The organism is Brevibacillus sp. NPDC003359 (assembly GCF_042878995.1).
In the GTDB taxonomy this organism is placed as follows: Bacteria; Bacillota; Bacilli; order Brevibacillales; family Brevibacillaceae; genus Brevibacillus.
This window is the reverse complement of sequence record NZ_JBIAOR010000003.1, coordinates 179,578-202,654: the sequence shown is the minus strand read 5'-3', so window position 1 is coordinate 202,654 and position 23,077 is coordinate 179,578. Positions and strand designations below refer to the sequence as shown.

21 protein-coding genes, 2 tRNA genes and 1 riboswitch are annotated in these 23,077 nt (G+C 47.3%); of the genes, 7 read left to right on the top strand and 16 right to left on the bottom strand.

Annotation, left to right across the window (positions count from 1 at the left end; translation table 11 throughout):
• Window positions 1–129 precede the first annotated feature (129 nt).
• Genes ACFYU8_RS12655 through ACFYU8_RS12645 form a run of 3 tightly spaced genes read left to right on the top strand, consistent with a single transcriptional unit; the run spans window position 130 to window position 4,024 of the window.
• Window positions 130–1,704, top strand: a complete 1,575-nt coding sequence (locus ACFYU8_RS12655; protein WP_390299819.1) for a spore germination protein — start codon at window positions 130–132, stop codon at window positions 1,702–1,704.
• Window positions 1,705–2,811 (top strand): GerAB/ArcD/ProY family transporter, encoded by a 1,107-nt coding sequence (locus ACFYU8_RS12650; protein WP_390299082.1) that lies wholly within the window; start codon window positions 1,705–1,707, stop codon window positions 2,809–2,811. It abuts the gene before it with no gap.
• A complete protein-coding gene (locus ACFYU8_RS12645) occupies window positions 2,804–4,024 on the top strand; it encodes a Ger(x)C family spore germination protein (protein ID WP_390299079.1) in 1,221 nt (406 codons plus the stop codon). The genes ACFYU8_RS12650 and ACFYU8_RS12645 overlap by 8 nt, the downstream gene beginning before the upstream one ends.
• Before the next feature lie 236 nt (window positions 4,025–4,260).
• Here ACFYU8_RS12645 and ACFYU8_RS12640 read toward each other — a convergent pair whose 3' ends face one another.
• From ACFYU8_RS12640 to ACFYU8_RS12605, 8 genes are all read right to left on the bottom strand, one after another.
• Entirely contained in the window at window positions 4,261–4,785 is a 525-nt protein-coding gene (locus tag ACFYU8_RS12640; protein ID WP_390299076.1) for a type 1 glutamine amidotransferase domain-containing protein, read from the bottom strand.
• Window positions 4,786–4,859: 74 nt separating this feature from the next.
• Complete coding sequence (locus tag ACFYU8_RS12635) at window positions 4,860–7,946, bottom strand: hybrid sensor histidine kinase/response regulator (protein ID WP_390299073.1); 3,087 nt, start codon at window positions 7,944–7,946, stop codon at window positions 4,860–4,862.
• Window positions 7,947–8,087: 141 nt separating this feature from the next.
• Window positions 8,088–8,573, bottom strand: a complete 486-nt coding sequence (locus tag ACFYU8_RS12630) for a GNAT family N-acetyltransferase (protein WP_390299070.1) — start codon at window positions 8,571–8,573, stop codon at window positions 8,088–8,090.
• A gap of 81 nt (window positions 8,574–8,654) precedes the next feature.
• Window positions 8,655–9,128 (bottom strand): 23S rRNA (pseudouridine(1915)-N(3))-methyltransferase RlmH, encoded by a 474-nt coding sequence (locus ACFYU8_RS12625; RefSeq protein WP_390299067.1) that lies wholly within the window; start codon window positions 9,126–9,128, stop codon window positions 8,655–8,657.
• Window positions 9,129–9,233: 105 nt separating this feature from the next.
• Window positions 9,234–10,349 carry a response regulator gene (locus tag ACFYU8_RS12620; RefSeq protein ID WP_390299065.1) on the bottom strand — a complete coding sequence of 372 codons (1,116 nt, stop codon included), beginning with the start codon at window positions 10,347–10,349 and terminating at the stop codon, window positions 9,234–9,236.
• Window positions 10,350–10,529: 180 nt separating this feature from the next.
• Window positions 10,530–10,612 (bottom strand) — tRNA-Leu (locus tag ACFYU8_RS12615).
• A gap of 16 nt (window positions 10,613–10,628) precedes the next feature.
• Window positions 10,629–10,705: transfer RNA gene (locus tag ACFYU8_RS12610), tRNA-Pro, on the bottom strand.
• Between the two features lie 169 nt (window positions 10,706–10,874).
• Complete coding sequence (locus tag ACFYU8_RS12605) at window positions 10,875–11,363, bottom strand: hypothetical protein (RefSeq protein ID WP_390299063.1); 489 nt, start codon at window positions 11,361–11,363, stop codon at window positions 10,875–10,877.
• A gap of 133 nt (window positions 11,364–11,496) precedes the next feature.
• Here ACFYU8_RS12605 and ACFYU8_RS12600 point away from each other — a divergent pair, with 133 nt between their 5' ends.
• The 3 genes from ACFYU8_RS12600 to ACFYU8_RS12590 all read left to right on the top strand — a co-directional run bounded on the left by ACFYU8_RS12600 (window position 11,497) and on the right by ACFYU8_RS12590 (window position 14,121).
• Complete coding sequence (locus tag ACFYU8_RS12600; RefSeq protein ID WP_007722024.1) at window positions 11,497–11,721, top strand: hypothetical protein; 225 nt, start codon at window positions 11,497–11,499, stop codon at window positions 11,719–11,721.
• Between the two features lie 117 nt (window positions 11,722–11,838).
• On the top strand, window positions 11,839–12,246 hold the full coding sequence (fosB, locus tag ACFYU8_RS12595; RefSeq protein ID WP_390299816.1) for a metallothiol transferase FosB: 408 nt from the start codon (window positions 11,839–11,841) through the stop codon (window positions 12,244–12,246).
• Between the two features lie 153 nt (window positions 12,247–12,399).
• On the top strand, window positions 12,400–14,121 hold the full coding sequence (locus tag ACFYU8_RS12590) for a protoglobin domain-containing protein (protein WP_390299060.1): 1,722 nt from the start codon (window positions 12,400–12,402) through the stop codon (window positions 14,119–14,121).
• A gap of 5 nt (window positions 14,122–14,126) precedes the next feature.
• On the opposite strand, the gene ACFYU8_RS12585 is transcribed toward ACFYU8_RS12590, so the two are convergent.
• Entirely contained in the window at window positions 14,127–15,230 is a 1,104-nt protein-coding gene (locus ACFYU8_RS12585; protein WP_390299057.1) for a chymotrypsin family serine protease, read from the bottom strand.
• A gap of 36 nt (window positions 15,231–15,266) precedes the next feature.
• On the opposite strand from ACFYU8_RS12585, the gene ACFYU8_RS12580 reads away from it, so the two are divergent.
• Window positions 15,267–15,503 carry a hypothetical protein gene (locus ACFYU8_RS12580; RefSeq protein WP_390299054.1) on the top strand — a complete coding sequence of 79 codons (237 nt, stop codon included), beginning with the start codon at window positions 15,267–15,269 and terminating at the stop codon, window positions 15,501–15,503.
• 963 nt (window positions 15,504–16,466) lie between these two features.
• On the opposite strand, the gene ACFYU8_RS12575 is transcribed toward ACFYU8_RS12580, so the two are convergent.
• The 7 genes from ACFYU8_RS12575 to ACFYU8_RS12545 form a co-directional block, all read right to left on the bottom strand.
• Window positions 16,467–17,777, bottom strand: a complete 1,311-nt coding sequence (locus ACFYU8_RS12575) for a nucleobase:cation symporter-2 family protein (RefSeq protein WP_390299051.1) — start codon at window positions 17,775–17,777, stop codon at window positions 16,467–16,469.
• 32 nt (window positions 17,778–17,809) lie between these two features.
• Window positions 17,810–18,400, bottom strand: coding sequence for a xanthine phosphoribosyltransferase (locus ACFYU8_RS12570; protein ID WP_106840438.1), 591 nt, complete (start codon window positions 18,398–18,400; stop codon window positions 17,810–17,812).
• Window positions 18,401–18,631: 231 nt separating this feature from the next.
• Window positions 18,632–18,733, bottom strand: a riboswitch (purine riboswitch).
• A gap of 136 nt (window positions 18,734–18,869) precedes the next feature.
• Window positions 18,870–19,955 carry a ribosome small subunit-dependent GTPase A gene (gene rsgA, locus ACFYU8_RS12565; protein WP_390299047.1) on the bottom strand — a complete coding sequence of 362 codons (1,086 nt, stop codon included), beginning with the start codon at window positions 19,953–19,955 and terminating at the stop codon, window positions 18,870–18,872.
• A 245-nt stretch (window positions 19,956–20,200) separates the two neighbouring features.
• A complete protein-coding gene (locus tag ACFYU8_RS12560) occupies window positions 20,201–20,458 on the bottom strand; it encodes a hypothetical protein (RefSeq protein ID WP_390299044.1) in 258 nt (85 codons plus the stop codon).
• A 96-nt stretch (window positions 20,459–20,554) separates the two neighbouring features.
• The gene (locus ACFYU8_RS12555) at window positions 20,555–20,776 is read right to left on the bottom strand and encodes a WYL domain-containing protein (protein ID WP_390299041.1); all 222 of its coding nucleotides are present in this window, start codon (window positions 20,774–20,776) and stop codon (window positions 20,555–20,557) included.
• 155 nt (window positions 20,777–20,931) lie between these two features.
• Entirely contained in the window at window positions 20,932–22,173 is a 1,242-nt protein-coding gene (locus ACFYU8_RS12550; RefSeq protein WP_390299038.1) for an MFS transporter, read from the bottom strand.
• Window positions 22,174–22,445: 272 nt separating this feature from the next.
• Window positions 22,446–23,069: a YcnI family copper-binding membrane protein gene (locus ACFYU8_RS12545; RefSeq protein ID WP_390299035.1), complete on the bottom strand. Its 624-nt coding sequence runs from the start codon at window positions 23,067–23,069 to the stop codon at window positions 22,446–22,448.
• Window positions 23,070–23,077 lie beyond the last annotated feature (8 nt).

The window sequence follows — 23,077 nt, the reverse complement described above, 5'->3', positions numbered from 1 at the left end:
CGTCACAGATGAGTTCAATTTAAAACTATGAAAGATTTAGCATTAGCCTTGTCTTCCGCATAATTTTCCTCTCATCTGGAAAAAATCGCACTAACATGATATTCGCAATCTGAACGGGAGGAACTCCAAATAATGCGCAGATTTTTGTCCCAACGTCGCAAAAAGAAAACTTCCTCTCTCATAACCGAACGTTTGCAGCAGCGAAATGATCCTGCGCCTACGCTATCGACCAGTTTGCAGCAAAACATGGAGACGTTCAAGACCGTGCTGGGCAGCCCACACGATTTATTAATTCGTTCCTTTTTTATCGGCAACACCAATCATTCCTGTGCCGTTATTGCGATCGATGGATTGGCGAACTGCGATATGCTGGATACGCAAGTACTCGGACAAATCCAGTTGATGATCTCGACTGCTTCAAAAATGGTGCCGACTGAACCAGACAAGATCGTCCAGATGCTCTATGAGGAAGTCCTTTCTGTCGTCGAAATATCGAAATCAACGGATTTCACAAAAACACTCGAAAGTATTCTTTCTGGGGATACAGCCCTGATCGTAGATGGATCTTCCGAAATCATTGTTATCGACAGCAAGGGATGGAAAACTCGCTCCATCGAGGAACCGGTCTCCGAAGGGCTTGTGCGAGGTCCCCGGGATGGCTTTACAGAGAGTATCCGGGACAACACCGTTCATATACGCAGACGTATCAAAGACCCGAACTTGCGCTTTGAAGGGTCCATCGTAGGCAGACGCAGCCGAACAGATGTGATCATTGCCTACATTGACAACATCGCTGATCCAGAACTGCTGAATGAAGTGAGACGGCGTATCTCCACGATCGATGTAGATGAGGTCGAAGAGTCCGGTTTTATCGAACAATGGATTGAAGATGATTTTTTGTCTCCTTTTCCTCAGATTCATAACACGGAGCGTCCCGACAAAGTAAGTGCGGCATTGTTTCAAGGCCGCATTGCCATATTGGTGGACGGGACTCCCATGGTGCTCATTCTGCCTGTCACCATCGGCTTGCTCCTCCATTCACCCGAGGATTACTACGAGCGTTGGATTGTCGGTTCATTAGCCAGGCTGTTGCGGTATTTGGCAGCATTTCTAGCCGTCTATTCACCTGCTTTCTATATTGCTCTCGTCACCTTTCACCCTGGCTTGATCCCGTCTGATCTCGCCTTCTCAATTGCAGCCACACGCGATGGGGTTCCGTTTCCAGCATTCGTAGAAGCGATCATGATGGTGACTACGATGGAGTTGTTGCAGGAAGCCGGAATACGCTTACCGAAACCAATCGGCCAAACCATCGGAATCGTCGGGGGTCTCGTCATCGGTGACGCAGCGGTTTCTGCGGGCATCGTCAGTCCTGTCATGGTCATTGTCGTCGCCCTTACTGCCATCGCTTCGTTTGCCATCCCTTCCTATCACCTTGCCATCGCCTTTCGGATGATTCGATTTTTTGCCATGTTCATGGCTGCCATCTTTGGTATTTACGGCGTGGTGTTAAGCTTCATTGCCATCATGATTCACTTATCCAATCTGACGAGCATCGGGTACCCATATTTGGCACCTCTTGCTCCACAGATGCCGCGGGACTGGAAGGACATGATCTTGCGCGCGCCGGTTACCTTTTTGAAGACTCGGCCCGATGCCCTTCACCCGAAAGACGAAAATCGCATGCCGACAGGAGGTTCGTAAGTGAGCGCACAGACCTTGGCGGAGAAACTGATCAGCAAAACGCATATGGGGATCAACATCGCCTCGATTACGATCGGTGTTGGCATCCTGACATTCCCCCGCGCTTTAGCCAAGGCAACAGGGGCCTTCGATGGATGGATTTCTGTAATCGTGAGCGGTTTGTGTGCGTGTGTGATTGGCTGGTTGCTTGCCAAGCTCGCGGCTCGTTTTCCCCGACAAAGCTTCTTTCAATACACATCGATCATCGCGAGCAAGCCGATCAGCTACATCTTGACCTTTCTGGTCTGTATTTACACCATGCTTTTTGTCTCGTTCGAAATTCGAGCTATCGGAAACATCGCCAAGCAGTATCTGTTTTACAATACGCCAGTGGAAATGATCACGCTCTCTTTTCTATTGATCGTTCAATATGCCGTAGTCGGAACACGCGTCTCCATGCTGCGGCTAAACTTGTTGTTTTTACCTGTCGTTCTCATCGTCATGTTCATCGTCTTGCTATTTACGACCCAGTTGTTAGAGATTGAAAATATACGTCCCTACTTTTCTTCGGACTGGCGGTCTCTCTTGGAAGGCTCCAAAGAGGTCGGACTGTCTTATTCCGGCTTTGAGATTATCCTTTTTTACACCATGCTGATGAAAAAGCCTCAGGAAGGAGCGATGGCCGTGACGTTAGGGCTCTCGATCCCGATTCTGCTCTACATGACCATTTACATGTTCGTCATCGGAGTATTTTCTGCGGAGGTTGCGACGAACTTGACCTATCCAACCATCGAGCTGGCAAAAGAGGTCGAAATCCCCGGCGGCTTTTTTGAACGGGTGGAGTCCATTTTCTTTACCATCTGGATCATGACGATCTTCAACACATGTGCGATGTGGCTCGATATTACCGTGCTCAATTTGTCGTCCATGTTCCACAAGGTGCACAAAACGATTTGGGTGCTCATTCTTTCTCCCATGATTTATTTTGTCGCGATGCTCCCGCAAAACCTGGTTGATTTCTTCACGTTTGCAGACAGCATCACTTATTTCGGAATGATCGTCGTCTATTTATGTCCGATATTGCTGCTCCTCATCGCTGTCATACGAGGTGTAAAGGGACATGAATAGACAGCCCACTGCCTTCTGCATCTTCCTGCTTCTCTCGACTTTGCTGGCTGGATGCTGGGATCAGGTTCAAATTGAGGAACGCGGATTTGTGGTGGGCGTAGCGATTGATAAACCTCGTACGAAAGAAGCCGAGCAGCAAGCCAAGCAAGAGGCTCCAGACAAACCTCAAGTAAAAGAGCGCTTTCTCGTCACACATCAATTCGTCGTCCCCGGTGGATTGATCTCCGGCAGCCAAGGAAGCGGCGGTGGTCAAAACACGGCCAATGAGGCTTACCATAACCTCATATCCGAGGGGGATTCTCTTTTCGAGATTTCCCGCGAATTGGTTACCCGGACCAGCAGAACTCCGTTTTATCAGCATATGAAGATCCTGATCGTCTCCGAAGACGTCGCCCGTACGAAAAACGGTTTTGCCAGAGCACTCGATTTCTATCTGCGTGATCCAGATTCCAGACGAAGCAGCAAGGTATTTATCTCAAATGGTCCCGCCAAAGAAGTACTGGAAGTCAAACCGAAAACAGAGAAGTTGCCAGCTATTTACGTCAATTCGATTGGAGAAAACGTCACTAAAAATTCCCGCATGCTTCCAGAGGTCCGATTGGGCGATGTCCACGAGGAGCTTCTCAGTCCGTACAGTTTTGTGGTTCCGCGCATCAGACCCGAGGAGCAGGAGGTAAAATTAGCAGGCGCCGCTGTTTTTACCCATGACAATCAGTTGATGGGTTTTCTCGGGGAAGAAGAGACGGAGGGACTGAATTTTCTCACGGGAAAAGTTAGTGGAGGTATGGTAAAAGGCAAGTTTAAAAACAACCTCGTCTCGATGAACATCCAAGGGATCAAGCATAGCATTGAAACAGATTTACGAGATCGGCAGCACATGAAATTCACGATAATAATCGAATGTGAAGGCACATTGGCCGAGTCTTACGCCACAACGGATTACTTGAATCACATTGCGATGGAGAAGCTTGAACAAGTGTTTGCCAAAGAAATCGAGCGAATGAGCAATGACACCATCAGGAAGGTCCATAAGCAGATGAAAGTGGATGTCATCAAGCTTGGCAGCTATCTGAAGCAGCATCATTTTTCGCTATGGAAAAAAATTCGGCAGGATTGGGAAACAGGGCAGCGTCTGTATGAAAAAAGTGAGATAACAGTTCAAGCAAAGGTCTATTTACGCAATATCGGTGCAATCAACCGTACCGAACGCTAAAACAACAGGTGATCCCATGTTCAAATTTTTAGGCGTAGTCCCTCCGTATTTGACCTTCACAGGGACAGTCTTGGCATTCTTGATTCCCTATCTTTTTTTTAAAATCAATAGCAAAATCCACGAGATAGGCGATCCGCCCTGGAAGAAACGGAATAACCCCCCTTCGTAATAAAGCCTCGATCAACGTAAAAACAAGGGCTTGCTCAGCATTTCGAGCAAGCCCTTTATTCCTTTTCCTATTGTTGTGCCAGCAAATCAGCAAACGCTTTGGCGTACGCTGGCAGATCAGGCGGTCTACGGGAACCAACAATGTGACCGTCTACCACGACCTCTTCATCTACCCAAATCGCGCCTGCATTCTCCATATCATCTTTAATGCCCGGCGTCGATGTCGTGGTTACCCCGCGCAAAATTTTTGCGGAAGCAAGCACCCAGCCCGCATGGCAAATATGTCCAATCGGTTTTTTCGCCTCGTGCATCGCACTCACAAACGACAGCACCTCCGGATAGCGGCGCAGCTTGTCAGGTGCCCACCCTCCTGGAACGAGTACACCTGCATAGTCGGCAGGATTGACCTCTGCCATCGCTTTGTCAGCCTCGCATGGTACACCATACTTCCCTATGTAGACATGATTCGCCTTCGGGCCGACGAAATGGACGGTAGCGCCTTCCTCTCGCAATCTCATCACCGGATACCAGAGCTCGAGATCCTCAAATTCACTTTCGACGAAGCAAACCACTTGTTTTCCTGCAAGTCTCAACGTTCTCGCCTCCTTTTCCTTCTATACTACGCTATTGTAGCAGGTACAAAAGGAAAAGACAGCAGGTACATGGGTCAAGCATGCATCCCCTCAGGAGTAGGTATGTACATGACAACTTTGGTCCCTTTTCCCATTTCGGAGGTAATACTTAAGGTAGCCCCAGAAATGGTATCAAGTCGCCTTCTGATGTTTTGGATGCCGATGCTTCCTTTTTGATTCTCGCCTTTTGACATTTGATACAGGAGATCATCTGCAATCCCCACCCCATCGTCTTCGATCATGACCTTGATGTAATGACCTCCGTCCACAATGGTAAGCGTCACATGACCTTTCTCGTCCTTTTCGAACAATCCATGCCGGATCGCATTCTCTACGAACGGTTGGATGCACAAGGAAGGAATCTCCTTATCCAGAATGCCTTCGTCAACATGACACACGAAATCAAAGCCTTCTCCAAAACGAGCCTTCTCGATCTCTACATAGGCATGAATGAGCTCCATTTCCCGGTACAACGGTACGAACAGCGTGGTTCGATCCATATCTAAAATATAGCGCAAGTATTGGCTGAGCATGCTGATGAGATACGCTGCCTTCTCGCCATCGGTATAACAGAAAGAAATCACACTGCTCAAGGCGTTATAGAGAAAATGCGGCTTGATTTGAGCCTGGTGGAACGCATGCTCATTGCGTATGGCCTCTTGAATGGAGGTTTTCATCGCAATCAGTGTCTGCACGCGGGCAATGAGTGTCTCCGCATCAAATGGTTTGGTCACATAATCGTTCGCCCCTGCTCTGTAGCCCAGCGCAATGTCTTGGGGAGTATCTCGGACGGATGCAAACAGGATGGGCAAGTCAAGAATCGAATACTGTGCGCGCAACAACTGGCACAGCTCAATCCCCGATACTCCTGGCATCATCACGTCCAGAATCACCAGATCAACCTGTGGGTGATCCTTGATTTTCTTCATGGCTTCTTTTGCTGAAAAGGCAGAAATCACATTATAGCGATGCTTGGACAGGATGTTCAGCAAGGTGTGTATGTTGGATGCCTCGTCATCGACAATCATGATGGTATATTGGTGATCATCCAATATATCCAGGGGAATCTTTTCGCTTGCCTCACGTGATTTATCCTGAGCCGTCGCTGCAATCTCCTGCGCGGCCATTGTTTGATGGACAGTCGGTAGCGTAAATGTCATGCGCGTGCCTTGGCCAAGCTCCGAGTTTTCTACCCAAATTTCGCCTCCCATAAGCTCAACCAGCTTGCGGTTGATGTAGAGACCTACGCCCATGCCTGTGTACCCATCCTGCGGCAATAGTTGATCAGCCTGCTCAAAGTAACCAAAAATGGCTTCATGATTATCGGGCGAAATCCCTGTGCCTGTGTCCTCTACAGAAATGCGTACATGTCCCTCCAACACGTTTGCGGTTACCTTGATCGAACCTACCATCGTATGCTTGATTGCATTGTGCACAAGATTATACATGATTTGACGAAGCCGATTCTCATCAGCATGTACCCATATATTCGCGGGAACTTGATTTTCCAGCCGGACATCTTTCCCTAATAGTTCAAACTGCAATACATCAAAGACAATTTGTGTGATGACCTTGATGTCCACGATTGTGAGATGGAGGCGCAGCTCCCCATGCTTCAATCGAGTCACGTCGAGTAAATCACCAACCAGCATGGACAGCTTGATCGACGTATCTTTGACGAGCCAGAGATTTTGGATTTGTTTCGAGGACAGCATATTTGTCTCGTCCTCTAGCAAATGGGACGTAATATTGATAATCCCGTGCAGCGGCGTTTTCATCTCATGCGATGTTTGTGTGAGAAATTCGTCTTTGATCTGATTCGATATCTTCAGTTGATGGGAAAGAATTTCCGTCTTTTCAAAGGCATTAGTGAATCGTACCGCCAAAAGAATGTTCATCAAGGTAATGAAATACAAGATACCAATTTTTCCTGCAAGATCGGTTGGCACGAGGTTCTCCGCGTATAAAAGACCGTCTATTAAACAAACCGACATAGATATACTGGCCCCGATGAAAAGCAACATTTCTTTACGGTCGGACGACTCCCTCTGACTCTTGCTGGATAAATAGATCAGCCTGCCCATAATAAAGAAATGAAAGATTTGTACATAAATCAATAGCGGGCCTTTCAGGTTCGTATAAAACGAATAGGGCAACACGAGAATGATTAGAGTATAGAGAAAAATGGGAGCAGTCAGCCTGATCATCCAGGTTCGAGAGAGAACCCTTCTATCAATCGAACAGAAAAACAGGGCTAGCAGAATGGAACTGATGAATAGCGACGCATCCTGTGCCTTGTAAGCAATGGCAAACGGAATGGAAGGCACATGCTGCAGTAATACCTTCTCGCCAAAAACCAAGTGATAGATACCAAGAGCAGCCATATAGCTGCCACTGAACAAATAGGTTCTCTCCCTCATACGGAGAAAATAAAAACTGAGATGGTACGCCGCCATGATCCCCAATGTTACGACAAAAGCAATATCCGTTCCGAGCAAGGTACTGTTTAAAATGGCAATATCCTTGTCCAAGCCCAGTTGAATCGAGCTCGCAATCCCCCCAGTGAAAAACATGTAATTCGCCACTTGAATGACAATCTCCATGTGCTTGTCATCCGGAGAAAAAAACACGGTATACGGGGTATTCCCAGGCTGATGGGCTTCGCTCTCTACGGCAGGCTGTCCGCTCTCGCCTTCTTGTTTTCCATTGATGTATAACCGATGCGACATGCGAATGCTCTTTGTTTTCAGCCCATAGATTTGCTTGTCTTCCGGAAGCTTTACTTGTAATCGATAGGTAGCGAAGCCTTTGCGGTCGATACTATCGATGAGACTTTCTCCCTTCCACGTTCCAGGTACGACCAGATAAGAGACTTTTGTGGGCCGCCCTCGGGGAAAATCTTCTGGTGAAAGCAATTCACCTGGATATATCTCCCATTCCCCATCTAAATTGACCAAGCCCTTGCTCTGAAAATTCCAGTTCGACAAATCAAGCACTCCCCGCTTCGCGACTGGCATGTCACGACTAGGAAAGGTTTGTATGTATATCCCGATGAATACCGCTATTGAAAGTAAAAAGACCAATCCAATCCCGGCAGGCATCAGGAAATTTCTTCGCTCCAAACATGTATCCCCTTCCAGAAGAAATCGAATATGTACGATCATCTTGCTTAAGACTACCATTTAATCCTCACAAAAATCTCACAATGTTTTTCTAAGAAAAAGAGGACTCTCGCGATTACGAGACTCCTCCTATCGTTTTGTTCACGAACCTCGTTTACTCCATTCCATCTCGATGTGTATACCGTACTCGCCTGTCCGTGCAAACCCCAGCCTTTCATAGAGACGACTAGCCACATTCAATTTCATCACCTGAAGCTTCAATGGTTTATCCTTTTGTGCAGCCTCGTCCTGCAGCTTCTTCATGACAAACGAGCCAATCCCCTTGTTACGGTATTCGCGCAGTAAAGCAATATCCACGAGATGCAACTCATTCTCCGTCCTATCAATCAGCAAATGACCTACACGTTCTGTGTCTGAGACAATCAGTTGGTAATGGGCTTTTGGGAACTGAAACTGATACGCTTGCTGCTGCATTGCAAACTGCATTCGAAGAAAAGCCTCCTGCTGCGCTGTCCCCCAACCCCAACCAGCGATTTCATCCAATCTGGTGCTTGCATAAACCTGATACTGGAAAGACTGATCCTCTGAAGTAGTCTCTACAACATGCAACCATTCTTTCAGTGACATGACGATAAACTCATCTCCCCGTTAAGCAGTGATTGCCTTGCTTTGTGCTCTTAGGGTGCTCGATTCGTCTGCATTTGCATTCTACCAAAGCGGCTCTCCCAAGCTCATTCGAAACGCCCTGTACAATCGCTCCATTACCACAATGCGCGCTAACTGGTGCGGATATTCTTTCTTGGGCAGCGAAAGTCGCTCGTTTGCCCTTTCCAAGACCTCTTCGGATAATCCAAAAGCACCGCCAATAACAAAGAGAATTTCATCTCGCCCTGTACCCGACAAATGTTCAATTTGCACAGATAGCTTCCTTGGGGTCCACGGCACGCCTTCGCCAGTGAGGACAATGACATGCTGTTCCTGCTTAATTTGAGCGAGAATCTTTCGCCCTTCCTGTATTCTCAGCTGTTCCATCTCCGAGGTACTTACGTTTTCATGTCGGTCTCCTTCTGGAATTTCGACGAAGTTCATCTTGCAATAAACAGCAAGCCGCCTGCTGTATTCCTCCACCCCCGACAAACATTCATTATTGATTTTCCCCACAGACAAAATAGTGAATTGCATGAATTCGCTCACTTCCTTTTTTGTTAGATCATAGCAATTGATTCTCCCAAACTTCTCACATGGATCATCAAATAAAAAAGACAGGAAGAATGATCTCTTCCTGTCTTACTCTCCAACCACACTCGCAACCCAATTCCTGATCTGTCGAGGCGGGTCCATTTCCAACTCCAGCCGATATGCCTTTTCGAACTTGGCATAGTGTCGGATAATATTCTGTTTTTGATCGCACCGTGCGTAAATGTCCATCAATGCTATATTCATCTCTTCATGCAAGGGATAGATCGACAAATAATCCTCCAGCTTTCGCAAGCCCTTCTGCCATTCCTGCGATGCTAGGTCTAGCTCCACGAGTTTGCTTACCAGCGACGTATACTTTTTCCGGTACGCTTCCTCCAGAGGCGCTTTCCATAAATAATCCTTTCTGTCCAAAAGCGGTCCCTTGTACATGGCGCATAAAGCTTCGGCTGCAATTGTACTTTGCAGCTTTTGCGAAAAGGAAAAATCATATTGCTGAAATGCCCATACATCATAGTTTTGATCCGTCGGGTGAAACATGTAGCCGTCGTTGGTTTTTTGAATGTCGATGCCCAATTCTTGCTCTTTCATGATCTTCTTCAATCTGTACATGGTGTTATGCAAATTGTGTGTCGCTCTGTCCTCATCCATCTCTGGCCACAACAGATCTGTCAGATGCCACTTGTTGATATCTTGCTTGGGATGGCAGAGAAAGTAAGCAAAAAGTTCCTCGCTCTTACGCGTGGGCCAGCGAACAACTTCGCCAGCGGAATTGCGAACATCCAAACCGCCAAAACATTGGATAGACACACTTTTTTCTGACTGATTGATCGGTGGTGTGATTTGAAGCTGTTTGACCAAACGATCAGTGACCCGTTCAATAGCTGCTGGTGTAACCGGTTTTAATATGTAATCGAATGCATACACCTTAAAAGCATCCAGGGCATATTTTTTGTAGGCGGTCGTAAACACAATCTTTGTATGTTCAGACAGCTCATTCATTTTTGCTCCAAGCTCAAGTCCATTCATTTTCGGCATTTCCACATCTAAAAACGCAACATCCGGGCACAGATCGGGCAGACAAGCGAGAGCCTCTAGTGGATGTGTGAATGCTCCAACGATCGTATAGTTATCATTTTGTCCGATTACATGCTTCATGAGATCAAGGATAGGTTTCTCATCTTCCACTATCATTACCTTAATCACTGTCGTCCTCTCCTTTCATTTCTATCTGTCCCGCTGATTGCAAGCATGCTGCCATAATTATTGTCGGTATTCTGCTCCATGTCGTTGAGTACCAAATCATTCGATAAAAAAGAAAAAAAGTGAGAAACAGGCCTACTCACTGTTCCCCACCTTATAACGAAAACCATATGTATAGATTGCTGGTGCCGGTAGAGGGACTTGAACCCCCACGGTTTCCCTCACGATTTTGAGTCGCGCGCGTCTGCCAATTCCGCCATACCGGCCTATCCAAAATAAAAATGGTCGGGAAGACAGGATTCGAACCTGCGACCCCTTGGTCCCAAGCCAAGTACTCTACCAAGCTGAGCTACTTCCCGTTTGCCAATCCATATCGGACTGTCTCTCATTCGACAAATTCCGATAAGTACTGCAACACTTACATACTATACAGGCAAATTGAACCAATATCAATACCGTATTTTTTTGGAAGATAGTAATTTATTCCTAATTTTTTACAATACAGTGAACATGCGCCTGATAATCCGCTTACTTCCCTTTCCAAGATCCACAGCTTTTGCAGCATGGTATTTGTCGTTTCAAAAAATCCTGCGGGAGGTTAAACGGATAGTCCAGCGGGTGACGCCCTACTACGATCCAGCGACCATTCGGAAGCTTTTTCAATTGATACACACGAAAAAAACGATCACTCTCATCAAAGGCAAACCATACCGCAAGCGTCGCACATCTATTTCCCGAAGACAAAACCTTAGACTTTACAATCGGTGGTGCCCCAATCGTATCACCTACAGGGATCGCCAGTCGTCCGTTTATACGTCTCAAATCAAGATTGCCGATTACTCGATTTGCCAGACAAGGAGTCATGAACTTTTGCAGGAAACGGCGAATTTTCCGCTTGGAATTAAAGCGTTTTGGCAAAATGATTCCACGATCCCCCACTCGTTTACGCGCCGAAAAAATAATCGTAAAGAAAGCTTTCTCTGCCAATCGAATGACTTGCACCCATTGCTTTTTCATTGACGTCCCTCCCCCTGTCAGACTATGCATCTCACGAGGAAAACGGTTGGACGCGTATCCATATACATAAACGGTTGTGGAAGGGGCAACTTAATACGGTGTTCCCATCATCAAAACCCTCAGGAGGTCAACCATGCCTAGCCAAATTAATACTGACTCGCTTAAAAAAGCAGAGGTAGCCACCACTCTGGCGAAAAATATGATTACCCAAGCGATCGAGCAATCCGCAGCCAATCCACAGCTCGCCGAAGAAGCCTTGAAGCAAGCATCTCAAGAAATTGCCCAAGCGCAAACGATGGTGTCCCAAGTCCAATCCACACTGCAAACCCAAGCGCAAGCTCAACAAAGTCAATCCTAAACGAAATGCAGGCAGACCCTCAGTAGACTGGTGGTTTGCCTGTTTTCCCCATACAATAGCAATAGCTGCAAGATTATTGCTAAAAAGGTGGGGGACGTATTGCCGCAACTCCAAGGAATGAATCATTTACTTTTCTCTGTCTCTGATTTAGAAAAATCTTTTTGTTTTTACCGGAATGTACTGCTTGCCAAACCACTTGTACGAGGTCGCAAGCTGGCTTACTTTGACCTGAATGGCTACTGGTTGGCGCTGAATGAGGAACCAGATATTCCACGCAATGAAATTGCTCAATCTTATACACACTTGGCCTTTACCATCACCGAAGAGTCATTTGATGAGTGGTACGCTCATTTGGAAAAGCACGAGGTTACCATTTTGCATGGACGAGACCGTTCGGAACGGGATAAGCGCTCCATTTATTTCACAGACCCTGATGGGCATAAGTTCGAATTACATACAGGCACTCTTCAAGACCGTCTCGCCTATTACCGGGATGAAAAGCATCACATGAAATTTTTTGAATAATCGGTGACACCGCCATTTCTTAATATACTTTTCACAAAATCACAATAGTTCCAAAGATTCAACTCCATTCGAGAGTGCTATAATCTAAAAAGCACTTATGGCCTATTTCTCTTGTGAATAGGCCCGTTTTTCGTAAAAATATGGAGGGATTTTATGTTTGGTAAGCGCGGCGCTCAAACCGTTACCGCCTCAATTCAAAAAAGTAATGTCCAAATGCCCGATCAGCTACAGGGAAAAGTTCATTTTTTGCAAATGAATCAGACGGACCTTGATCGGTTGAAACAAATTGAACCACTCCTAACAGAACACCTAGAGGCCATTACAGAGCGTCATTACCACATGCTTCACCAATACTCCCATCTGATGCAAATCATCGAAACGCATACGACGGTTGATCGATTGGCTGTATCCTTTCGTCACTATTTGCAATCGCTTCCACACGCTAAGCTAGACAATGCCTACGTAGCCGGGCGAGAAAAAATCGGAGAGGTCCACAGCAAAATTGGACTTGCGCCAGAATGGTATACGGGCTCTTACTTGCGGGTCTATGAATATTTGATTCCCGCAATCGTCAACACCTATTCGAAACGCCCTCAAGAATTATCTTCTGTCCTGTTGGCACTCATTAAAATCATTACGCTTGACTCGCAAATCGTCCTCCAATCGTATCAAGAGGACAATGATTACAAGGTCATTGATAGCTTGGGCGAAGTGCTGGAGTTAGTGATTCAGATCGATAAATTCAAGCATGTCCTGGACACGCTTGAGGATACGACAGATGAAGCTGGCAATGTGGGATCTGCTGCCGAGCAACTAAGCGAATCTGTGCAAAAAGTGGCTCAATCAGCCGTCTCCGTCGCAGAGAGTGCTTCCACTACAATCGAGCAAGCGACAATGGGCAAAGATATTATCCAAGAGTCATTGACCAGCTTTCTTTCCATGGCAGATGAATTCCAAGAGATGCAAACAAAAATTTCTCAGTTAATGACGTCCATTGCAGAAGTTTCCCAGGTCGTCCAAGTCATTCGCAATATTGCCGATCAAACCAATCTTCTTGCATTGAACGCTTCGATTGAGGCAGCGCGTGCCAACGAACATGGGCGCGGCTTTGCTATCGTGGCAGATGAAGTGCGAAAGCTCGCCGAACAGACCAAGCAATCCGTTCAAAGCATTACAGCCACGATCAATAATGTCCAGAATGAAGCTGTCCAGGTAAAAGAAACGGCCACTCTCATGAGCGACCATTTTAACGATAAAGTGAATCAGACACGTGATGCGATTGGGATATTAGGAGATATTGTGCAAAACATTGAAACTGTCGGGCATTCCACTGGACATATCGCAGCATTGGCACAAGAGCAGTCTGCTGCCACAGATGATATTTCGATGCGCATATCGCAAGTCCTGACGAATATGGAGCAGGTCTCTTCGCACGTCTCGAATGTAGGTAAAAACGTCTATGATGTTGGCGCCGGCATTAACAGCCTGCACAAGCTGAGCATCACGCAAACGAGCCACTTAAAGACCAAGCATTACTTGCGAATCGTCAAAACCGACCATCTCTTATGGAAATGGTGGCTGTACAACTACATGCTTGGGTATCACTACATTGAAGAAAAAGACCTCGTCGACCATCATCAATGCCGCTTGGGGATTTGGTATGACGAAGCCCTGAACAATCCATCCGTAAGCACCTTGCCCTCTTTCAAGCAATTAGATGCGCCTCATAGACAGTTCCACGAAACTGTTCGGCGGATTTACCACTTCGTCAAGCAAGGGAAACTAGAGGAAGCAGAAGCTGCTTTTGATGGGCTAGAAGATATCTCACAACGCATTCTCCACGTACTGGATCAGTTAGCCAACGAAGTTTCCTAATACTATTATCTATTCGTCTTTTTCTTGCCAGGCTGCCTTTTGGGGGCAGCTTTTTTTGTTTGGACACGCTTTAACTCTTTGGTAGACAGCGGTCTCGTACGAGCATTATTTCGACTGACTTTTTTAGCCTTGGCAACTGACCTGCCGGATACCCCTGCTGATCTTGCTATCCCGACGCCAAGCGCTTGCAACGCCCAGACAACCGGATACGAAATCGAGAGCCTCCCATTAGCTGAACCTGCAAAATTCACAGCTGCAGCGAAATTGCCCGCAGTCAGCCAAACAGAGCCGGAATCTCCAGGCAGGGAGATGGGAACCGTACTTCTGATGACCGTCTGATTCTGAAAACGGATAGTCCCCAGTCCCCCGTAGTTTCCGTAACTGACATCAATATCGGTGTGGATCGATTCAACCGTTCCCCATGCCAGCCCCGATGAACGGCCAACTTTTTTCAATCTGCGCCCGATGCCATACGAACGAATAACACCGGGCACTCTGCCCACTGTTGCATAACGAGGGGCAAGGAGTCGATTGGAGGTGGGGATACTAATCGCTGCATCCATTCGATTAACACCATTTCTCCGAAGTCGAACATACCGATACAATCGTCCGATTCGATCTCTTCCTGAACGGCCGCCGTCTGCTCCACCAGGCTGGATGGTCTCGGTATAGCCGCTCGTATTGTTGCGATTCAGAACGTGATTGTTGCTCAACACGAACCGCTGGGCTCCTCGTGAAACGATTAAACCAGCCGTTCCGGAGGCCCCTGGGTAGCCGATGCTATATCCAGCAATCACAGGTCTGATTCTGCTGCGATAATTCGTTGCGGAGGGGCGTACAGCAGGATGACAATGGCATCGACCAGAGGTGACGGTTCGAACAGGAACGGATACGTGGGCTGTCGCCGCCTGACTTTTGACAAGGACGCAGCTTGGGCATCTCTTCGTCACTGCGGCACTTGCAGTGACGGTATACATCACGATGCAGGCGCCGTCTTTTTTGTTTTTTCCGTTTGTGCAGCCAATCCCGATACCAATTACGCCCGGCATTCGCTTCCACCTTTTGACCAAATGCTTCTTGGCCAGGAGCGCTTCCCGAAAGGTTGCCATGGCACCCCATCCTTTCTGGAGGTAAGTTTGTTTTACATGGTCATCGTATGTAAAACTTGGCCAGCACTGTTGGACGCTTGTCATTGCGGGTACGCCTTTTTTGCTAATGCGGAAAAGATCGTTGTTCGAGCTACAGTGGTGGGAGGAAACAGGAGAAAACGCTCCAGCTTCTTGAGCCACCTGCTTGGGGGATTGACTGTACGGCTCCATGGAAAAAGCGAAACCGCGTCCAAAGTAGAGGTTCAGGGACGTTTTTCAGAGGTGGACGCTTAAAAACGCGTTTCACTTTTTGCATTCCGTCTCGGTCGGTGTCCCAAAGATCTTCGCTTATTTCTCCTGTTTCCTGACGAGCGGATGGTTGTTTCCATGGCTTTTAAAGATTGGAAAAAATCTTTGTTCGGGCTGTTGTGGTGGGAGGAAACAGGAGAAAACGCTCCAGCTTCTTGGGCCACCTGCTTGGGGGATTGACTGTACGGCTCCATGGAAAAAGCGAAACCGCGTCCAAAGTAGAGATTCAGGGATGCTTCTCAGAGGTGGACGCTTAAAGGCGTGTTTCACTTTTTCCATTGCGCCTCGGTTGGCGTCCCAAAGATCTTCGCTTATTTCTCCTGTTTCCTGACGAGCGGATGGTTTTTTCCGTGACTTTTAAAGATTGGAAAAAATCTTTGTTCGGGCTGTCGTGGTGGGAGGAAACAGGAGAAAACGCTCAGCTTCTTGGGCCACCTCCTGTAGGATTGACTGCCCGGCTCCATGAATAAAAGCGAAACCCGCGTCCAAAGTGGTCCATTCAGGAGGCGTCTCAGAGGTGGACGCTAAAAGCTTGTTTCCCTTCTTTTCATTGCGCCTCGGTCGGTGTCCCAAAGATCTTCACTTATTTCTCCTGTTTCCTCTATGAGCTTTCCGTGTTAAACGGGTTTTAAAGGCCTGAAAAGATTGAAGAATCTGATCAGTTGTGCCAGAGAAGAATATTTCCAGACGTAGCGACTTGTGGAGTCCTACCGAGCGCAGAAGGGATTCGCGGGCAACAGAAACGCAACCCTGCCCATGCGTCGAAGCGGCTACCACTTTTGCGTTTCCCCGCGAATCCCTTCGGAGCGGGCAGTGCAGCATACTTCCTCGAGGGACGGAGCCTGGAGCCTAGACTGGAAATATTCTTCTCTTCACCGCAGCCGCGTTAAAAAGAAAAACCGCCACTCCCTGTCTAACCAGGAAATGGCGGATCATTGTTTGATGAAGTTAAGACGCTTCGGAAACAGTTACATTTGCCGGAGCAGCCTGAGCTACTTTTTTATTCGTATGAACGAGCAAAATATTCAAGATCACTGCGGTCAAAGAGCCTGTTACGATACCATTTTGCAGCATCATTTTTGCCATGGTAGGCAATTGATCAAACATCGCCGGAACAGCAGCAGAACCCAGTCCAACAGCGATACTGCAAGCAGCGATCAGTAGATTTTCGTTTTTGTTCAGGTCGACCTGAGAGAGAATATTGATACCAGATGCCACAACCATCCCGAACATGGCGATCATCGCTCCACCCAATACCGCGTTAGGAATAACCGTTGTCAAAGCAGCCAGCTTCGGCAGTAGTCCGAGAACAACCAGGATTCCACCGGCACCAATCATCACATCGCGTGATTTAATGCCAGTCAAGGAAACCAGACCGACGTTTTGCGAAAAAGCCGTGTAAGGAAATGCGTTGAAAATGCCGCCGAGAACAATCGCGACCCCTTCCCCACGCAATCCTTTGACTACATCTTGATCCGTTACTTTTGTATCGGTCACTTTACCAAGTGCAAAGTAAACGCCTGTGGACTCAGCCATGCTGATGATGTTGACGAGAATCATGGTTACAATGGCCACAATACTGAACTGTGGCGTACCGAAGTAAAACGGTTCAACTACGCTAAACCAGGAGGCTTCCGCAACGCTTGCGAAGCTGACCATCCCCATCATGTAAGCTACAGCCGTACCGACGATCAAGCCGAGCAATACGGAAATCGCACGAATAAATCCGGTAAAGAAACGATTAATAAGCAAAATGATAACCAACGTTCCTAAAGCCAAAAGCAAGTTGTGCGGTTGTCCAAAGTCAGGCATGCCTTGCCCACCAGCCGCGTTGTTCATCGCAACGGGAATGAGCGACAGTCCAATGATTGTGACGACTGAACCTTGTACCACTGTTGGGAAAAAGCGTAGCAGCTTGCCAAACAGTGGAGCTGCCAAGACAACGAATATACCCGATATGATGATAGCACCATAAGCGGTCGCTAGATTACTCGTAGACGCAATGGCGATAATCGGCCCTACTGCTGTAAACGTACAGCCTAGCACAACGGGAAGGCGAATCCCTGTATAACGTGTGCCAAGGACTTGCAAGAGTGTCGCGATTCCGCATGTGAAAAGGTCGGCAGCAATCAAATAAGCGATTTGCGTAGGAGTCAGATTCAAAGCACCACCGATAATCAACGGTACGACGACGGCTCCTGCATACATGGCAAGAATGTGCTGTAAGCCCAAAGTAACAATCTTATGTTTGGCTAGCATGAGTGAACCCTTACCTCCTATTTATTTTTGGATTATACGCGTGCAGGCTCTTCTTGAATAAAGTGAATGCCTTCTGGTGACATCGATTCAATACGTGCCAATGATTCGATTCGTACACCAGCTTGCTCCAAGAGACCGCGGCCTTCCTGGAAGCTTTTTTCAATGACAGCGCCAACCCCGACGAGATGAGCACCGGCATCTTTAATAATATTCGTAAGCCCCACCAGAGCAGCTCCCGTAGCCAAGAAGTCATCGACAATCAATACGCGATCTTCTTTGGACAAATACTGACGGGAAACACTAATTTGATACGTTTCCTGACGGGTAAAGGAATGAACCGGAGCGGAGTATACTTCCTCTGTCAACGTGACAGCTTTTTTCTTTTTCGCGTAGATAAAGGGAACGCCCAATGCAAAGGAAGTCGCCATAGCAAAATGGATTCCACTTGCCTCAATCGTCACGACTTTTGTGATTTTTTCACCAGCGAACAGCTCGGCAAAACGCTGTCCGATCTTCATCGTCAATTGTGGATCTACCTGGTGGTTCAAAAACGCATCCACCTTCAAAACGGATGCCGACAGTACCTTGCCGTCCTGTACGATGCGCTCTTGTAATTCTTTCATCAGTTCTTCCTCCTCGAATATGGTTCCAGCCACTTTATACATGCGGCCTGCTGAAATATAGAAAGCCCAGAGCGGACAGTGTCACAAGCGGGCTACGTAACTAACCAACGCCAAGTGAAACTGTCCCTCTGGGCTTTTATCCCTTAGGTGTGACACATCATTCGTGCCTGCGTCGCTCGGACCAGCTTTCTTTTCATCCTATTATTGGAATAGGAAAAAAAGAGACGGAACCCTAGACGCACTTTCACTCGTAGTCAGGTGATTTACGGTCACCTGGTAGAAACGGTTGGGCCTTATTCCCAAAATTATACGAGCTACCTATCTATTTATATCGATGTGTAATAACGAGTATTGACCAAATCTATCATAACTCCCTCGTTGTGAGCAAGCGTTAATTTTTGAAAGCAAAAGGAAGCGCTTACTTGTCCGAATAAAGGAAAGAGCCCTGATTTCTCAAGGGCTCTCGTACTTATCTCTTTGGTTTTTTCTGTTTCATTTGAACGTTAATCTTCTTCCATTTTTCCCTTTCAGCGGCTGCAAGCCTTGCATCTTCTTTACGCGCCAGATGTGCCAATTCGCGTTGAAGCTTCAGGTAACTGTCAAAGCGTGCCTTTTCCAATGATCCATCTTTGATGGCAACCTGAACAGCACAGCCAGGCTCACGCATATGCTTGCAATCATTGAAACGGCATGTTTCTGCAATGGACTCGATATCGTCAAAGGCACCGCGGAAGCCTTCATCTGCCTCCCAGAGCTGCAGCTCCCTCATGCCTGGTGTGTCGATCATCAGAGCGCCACTCGGCAATCGGAACAGCTCGCGATGTGTCGTCGTATGACGGCCGCGGTCATCACCTTCACGCACGTCACTGACTTTTTGCATCTCCGCTCCGCTCAATTTATTGATCAACGTGGATTTGCCAACACCAGAGGAACCCATCAAGGCAATCGTCTGACCCTCGCCCAGATACGGCTCGAGCTGATCCAGTCCTTCTCCCTGCTCAGCACTGACTATATGAACAGGTACTCCGATCGCAACTGATTCTACCTCTGCCATGCATGCATCTAGATCGTCACACAAATCTGCTTTGGAAAGCACAATCACCGGATTGGCTCCACTTTCCCATGCAAGAATGAGATAGCGTTCCAACCTACGCAGATTTAAATCATTATTTAAGGAATTCACGAGGAAAACTGTATCGACGTTTGCCGCCACAATCTGCTCTTCCACAGTATCCCCAGCTACTTTGCGGGAGAACTTGCTCTTACGTGGAAGAAGTCCGTGGATTGAGGCTTTCTTTTCCTCTGGGCGGGCACTGATAACTACCCAGTCTCCGACAGCCGGAAAATCTTCTCGACCAGTTGCTTCATAACGAAGCTTTCCAGTTACTTCGCCCAGGAGCTCGCCATGCTCACTCCACAGACGATAAATACGTTTATGTTCGAGTGTGATACGTCCCACACTGTAGCCTTGCTCTGCATAAGGGGCAAAATGATTAGCAAAATACTCATTCCAGCCCATAGATTGCAATACTTGTTGATTGGTTAGTTGATTCACTGCGGATTCCCCCTGCAATTGGTTAAGTAAAATGGCTCTATCGCCAAAACCAGTCACAGTCGAATCCTCATTTGGTGAACGGTATTACTGTTCGCTTGAAAGGAGGATTCCTGTGACCTCGACTACGACACTCTGAACAAATTTGATGACTACCATAAAACATCTCTCCTTTAGCAAACCTACCATTCAGGTTTGGTATCATATTTCCCAATTATTGTACCATAATGAAACAAAATGCAACAGCGTTAATCTCCCCCGCCGCCTCCGCTATCTCCGCCACCACCACTGTCTCCACCACTACCACTATCGCTGTTATAGCTATCCCAACGATCACTCGAGTCGTGATTTCGATGATGGTGATTGTGATTGCTGTCTACATAGAAGGCGCCGCCCCCGCCGTCTGAAGAGGAATGAGAGCGACCATTTCCGCCTTTTGCGGCTTTGGACGCCAAGACAAATACTACGAGCAAAAACATGATGACGATGACAATGAAGTACTCCATTGTTGTCCCCGCCCTTCCTCTTTTTTGAAGATGTTTACCCATTTAGTATAACATAGTGGAGCTGGAATAGGCTGGGGGATGGTGAATGAGCCCTGTTCATCCGGCAAAATGCCCCGACACAGGCGCAATTGCCAAAATGTTATCCAACACAAACACACGATATGCCTTCCTCATATAACAGTATGCTTTCAAGCTCCCTTTGGTCTCATCGATATGCACTACACGGATCGTACGCCTGCTAGCCTCTCCATCCTTCTTCAGATAGATGATCTCTACTGCTTGCTGCCTGGCTGCGTACCTCCTCAACTCCTGAATCATTAGGCTGTCATCACCACAAAATGTGTCTTCTTGTTGTTGACATCATCTTACCAAAAGAGAACGCTTGTTCGCAAATGTATTTGCATCGACCAACTATCGGCTCAGCAAAAAGGCATGCGCCCAAAAATGGACACATGCCTTATGCTTGTTACAACTCAGCGCCTTCTAAGCGCACGCCCGAACACAATCAGAATCGGTGCCAATAAGATGGCCGCCGCAACCAAAGAAGCGCGAATCGAAAAACGGGTCCCAATCCATCCAACAGCAGGACCACCTGCCGTTTGTCCCAAGGCATTGGATTGGCCCATCATCGACAAAACCGTCGCTCGCACACTGCTCTCAATGTTCAGATTCAGCCACGTATCATACAGCGGACTGCTTAATGACTGGATCACACCGATCAACAGCAGTGCAACTAATGCCCAGCTAAAGCTAGGGGACAAGGCAAAAGCAATCATCGCTGCAATTTTGAGCCCCGTCAACGTGAACATGCCCACAATAACAACCCGCTCATTGTTCACATCCAGCTTTTTTTCAACAATACCTACGACGATGAGGCCGAGTAAGCTTGCGAGTGCGGCAATGATCCCGAACCACATTGGCATCGAAATACCAGCGAGCTCTGGAAATCCAATTTCTGCGATCAAATGCGCTTCCCACAAACGGTCATACCCTTCAGAAGCTGCACCCGTAAATAGCGTCACAAACAAGATCAACATCAGAATCGGCTGACTGCGAATCACTTGGGCACCCGCAGTCCACGTCTGAATCATTTCCTTCAAGTGTGAAGCACCTTCCGTACGTTCGCGACGATTAAAACCGGTCTCCTTCATGAATAAAATCAGAAAGACACCAAGCCCCAGGTACATGAGACCTCCTATGAGGTAAGGTAAATGGGGTGCGATTGTTGCCAACGCAACACTAAGTGCAATCCCGAGCAGATTACCAAGCAAGGAGTAGCGCTTGGCCTTCATGAAAATCGAACCGATCTTCTCTTCACCGACCTCATCCACAATCCATGCAGTATCCGCTCCACTGATAAACGTATAACCAAGACCACTGATGACTTGCGAAAACAGCACCAAGCCGAAAATAGAAATCAACGGTATCCAAACATTCAGCGCGGGAACGATTCCCTGCAAGGCAAATCCGATTCCCAGCAAAAACATCCCGATAATGACGGAGCGTCGGCGGCTGTACGTATCCGCCACTACACCTGTTATCCCTTCAAACACCAACACGGATAACTCCAATACTGTCCCGATCAATAACAATTCAAATGGGTTAAAACCCAATGTCACAATGTAGTAAAGTGCATAGGTCGTGAACATGGTCGTATTGGCCAGGGAAGTCAAAAAACTTTTAATCATATATACTTTTGTCGCATTCATGAACATGGAAGCAGTATCCACCTTTTTTTAGGCAGATGACGCGTTCCGTTTTCACATACTGATCGCTACTCTACAATCCTCTACTGTGCAAAATGCGTACGCGTCATGCTGCCGCTCTTATTTTTCCTTCCTGTGTACTTGCTTGCTCTGAATAGTGTTTTTAACATGAGATACACCTCCGAAAGTAATTATCGCTATTATAGAATTTTTTTAATTGCCACACAATGAAAAAAAGCTGTGCAGCATTGGACACACTGCACAGCTTGATTATGAAGCACTTACGCTTTTTTTCTAAACAGGCCAACGATGGAGATCAGCAACGCCAAACCGGAGAGAACCAATGGCAGGGTGTTGCTGCTACCAGCACTCGCCGCTTCCCCTGCAGGAGCAGTTGCCGGCTTTTGTTCTTGTCCATGCTCATGCCCTGCTTCGCCTACACCAGCCTTAATGGTTGTGACAGACGCTGGCGTTTTGGAATCCTTGTCCCCTGTCCATTCCACAACTTCACCATTTGCATAGGTCTGATAAGCCTTCCAAGCCAATTGGCCTTCCTCTTTCGGGTTTGCCCCGACAAACGTGAACTCTTGGAACTCATGCGCCTTGATTCCGCCTTCTGTTGCTGTCCACACAAGCGCTGTGTTCACACCGTCTTTATCTTTTTCGAACTCGTAGGTCCAGCCCGGAATCGGTTGAACGGAATTTACCTTCACACCTGCCGGGAATTCCAGCTTCACTTTTGTGGTGTTGACGTCTTTTTCTACTGGGACACGCACAGAGTATTTTTCGTAGGAGCCTGTAGTAGTCTCTTTCGGATATACGTTCACATGTGCTTGTGCTGCTTGCGCCAACGTCAAAACTGCACCTGCTAATAGTACACTGCTCATCCATTTTTTCATTTTCATCGTATGAG

Excerpts from the sequence above, each read along its gene's own strand:
- ACFYU8_RS12645 (WP_390299079.1), top strand. The coding sequence starts at position 2,804 with ATGAATAGACAGCCCACTGCCTTCTGCATCTTCCTGCTTCTCTCGACT.
- ACFYU8_RS12630 (WP_390299070.1), bottom strand. The coding sequence starts at position 8,573 with ATGTCACTGAAAGAATGGTTGCATGTTGTAGAGACTACTTCAGAGGAT.
- ACFYU8_RS12625 (WP_390299067.1), bottom strand. The coding sequence starts at position 9,128 with ATGCAATTCACTATTTTGTCTGTGGGGAAAATCAATAATGAATGTTTG.
- ACFYU8_RS12605 (WP_390299063.1), bottom strand. The coding sequence starts at position 11,363 with ATGAAAAAGCAATGGGTGCAAGTCATTCGATTGGCAGAGAAAGCTTTC.
- ACFYU8_RS12600 (WP_007722024.1), top strand. The coding sequence starts at position 11,497 with ATGCCTAGCCAAATTAATACTGACTCGCTTAAAAAAGCAGAGGTAGCC.
- fosB (WP_390299816.1), top strand. The coding sequence starts at position 11,839 with ATGAATCATTTACTTTTCTCTGTCTCTGATTTAGAAAAATCTTTTTGT.
- ACFYU8_RS12590 (WP_390299060.1), top strand. The coding sequence starts at position 12,400 with ATGTTTGGTAAGCGCGGCGCTCAAACCGTTACCGCCTCAATTCAAAAA.
- ACFYU8_RS12585 (WP_390299057.1), bottom strand. The coding sequence starts at position 15,230 with ATGGCAACCTTTCGGGAAGCGCTCCTGGCCAAGAAGCATTTGGTCAAA.
- ACFYU8_RS12580 (WP_390299054.1), top strand. The coding sequence starts at position 15,267 with ATGGTCATCGTATGTAAAACTTGGCCAGCACTGTTGGACGCTTGTCAT.
- ACFYU8_RS12575 (WP_390299051.1), bottom strand. The coding sequence starts at position 17,777 with ATGCTAGCCAAACATAAGATTGTTACTTTGGGCTTACAGCACATTCTT.
- ACFYU8_RS12570 (WP_106840438.1), bottom strand. The coding sequence starts at position 18,400 with ATGAAAGAATTACAAGAGCGCATCGTACAGGACGGCAAGGTACTGTCG.
- ACFYU8_RS12560 (WP_390299044.1), bottom strand. The coding sequence starts at position 20,458 with ATGGAGTACTTCATTGTCATCGTCATCATGTTTTTGCTCGTAGTATTT.
- ACFYU8_RS12555 (WP_390299041.1), bottom strand. The coding sequence starts at position 20,776 with ATGATTCAGGAGTTGAGGAGGTACGCAGCCAGGCAGCAAGCAGTAGAG.
- ACFYU8_RS12550 (WP_390299038.1), bottom strand. The coding sequence starts at position 22,173 with ATGTTCATGAATGCGACAAAAGTATATATGATTAAAAGTTTTTTGACT.
- ACFYU8_RS12545 (WP_390299035.1), bottom strand. The coding sequence starts at position 23,069 with ATGAAAATGAAAAAATGGATGAGCAGTGTACTATTAGCAGGTGCAGTT.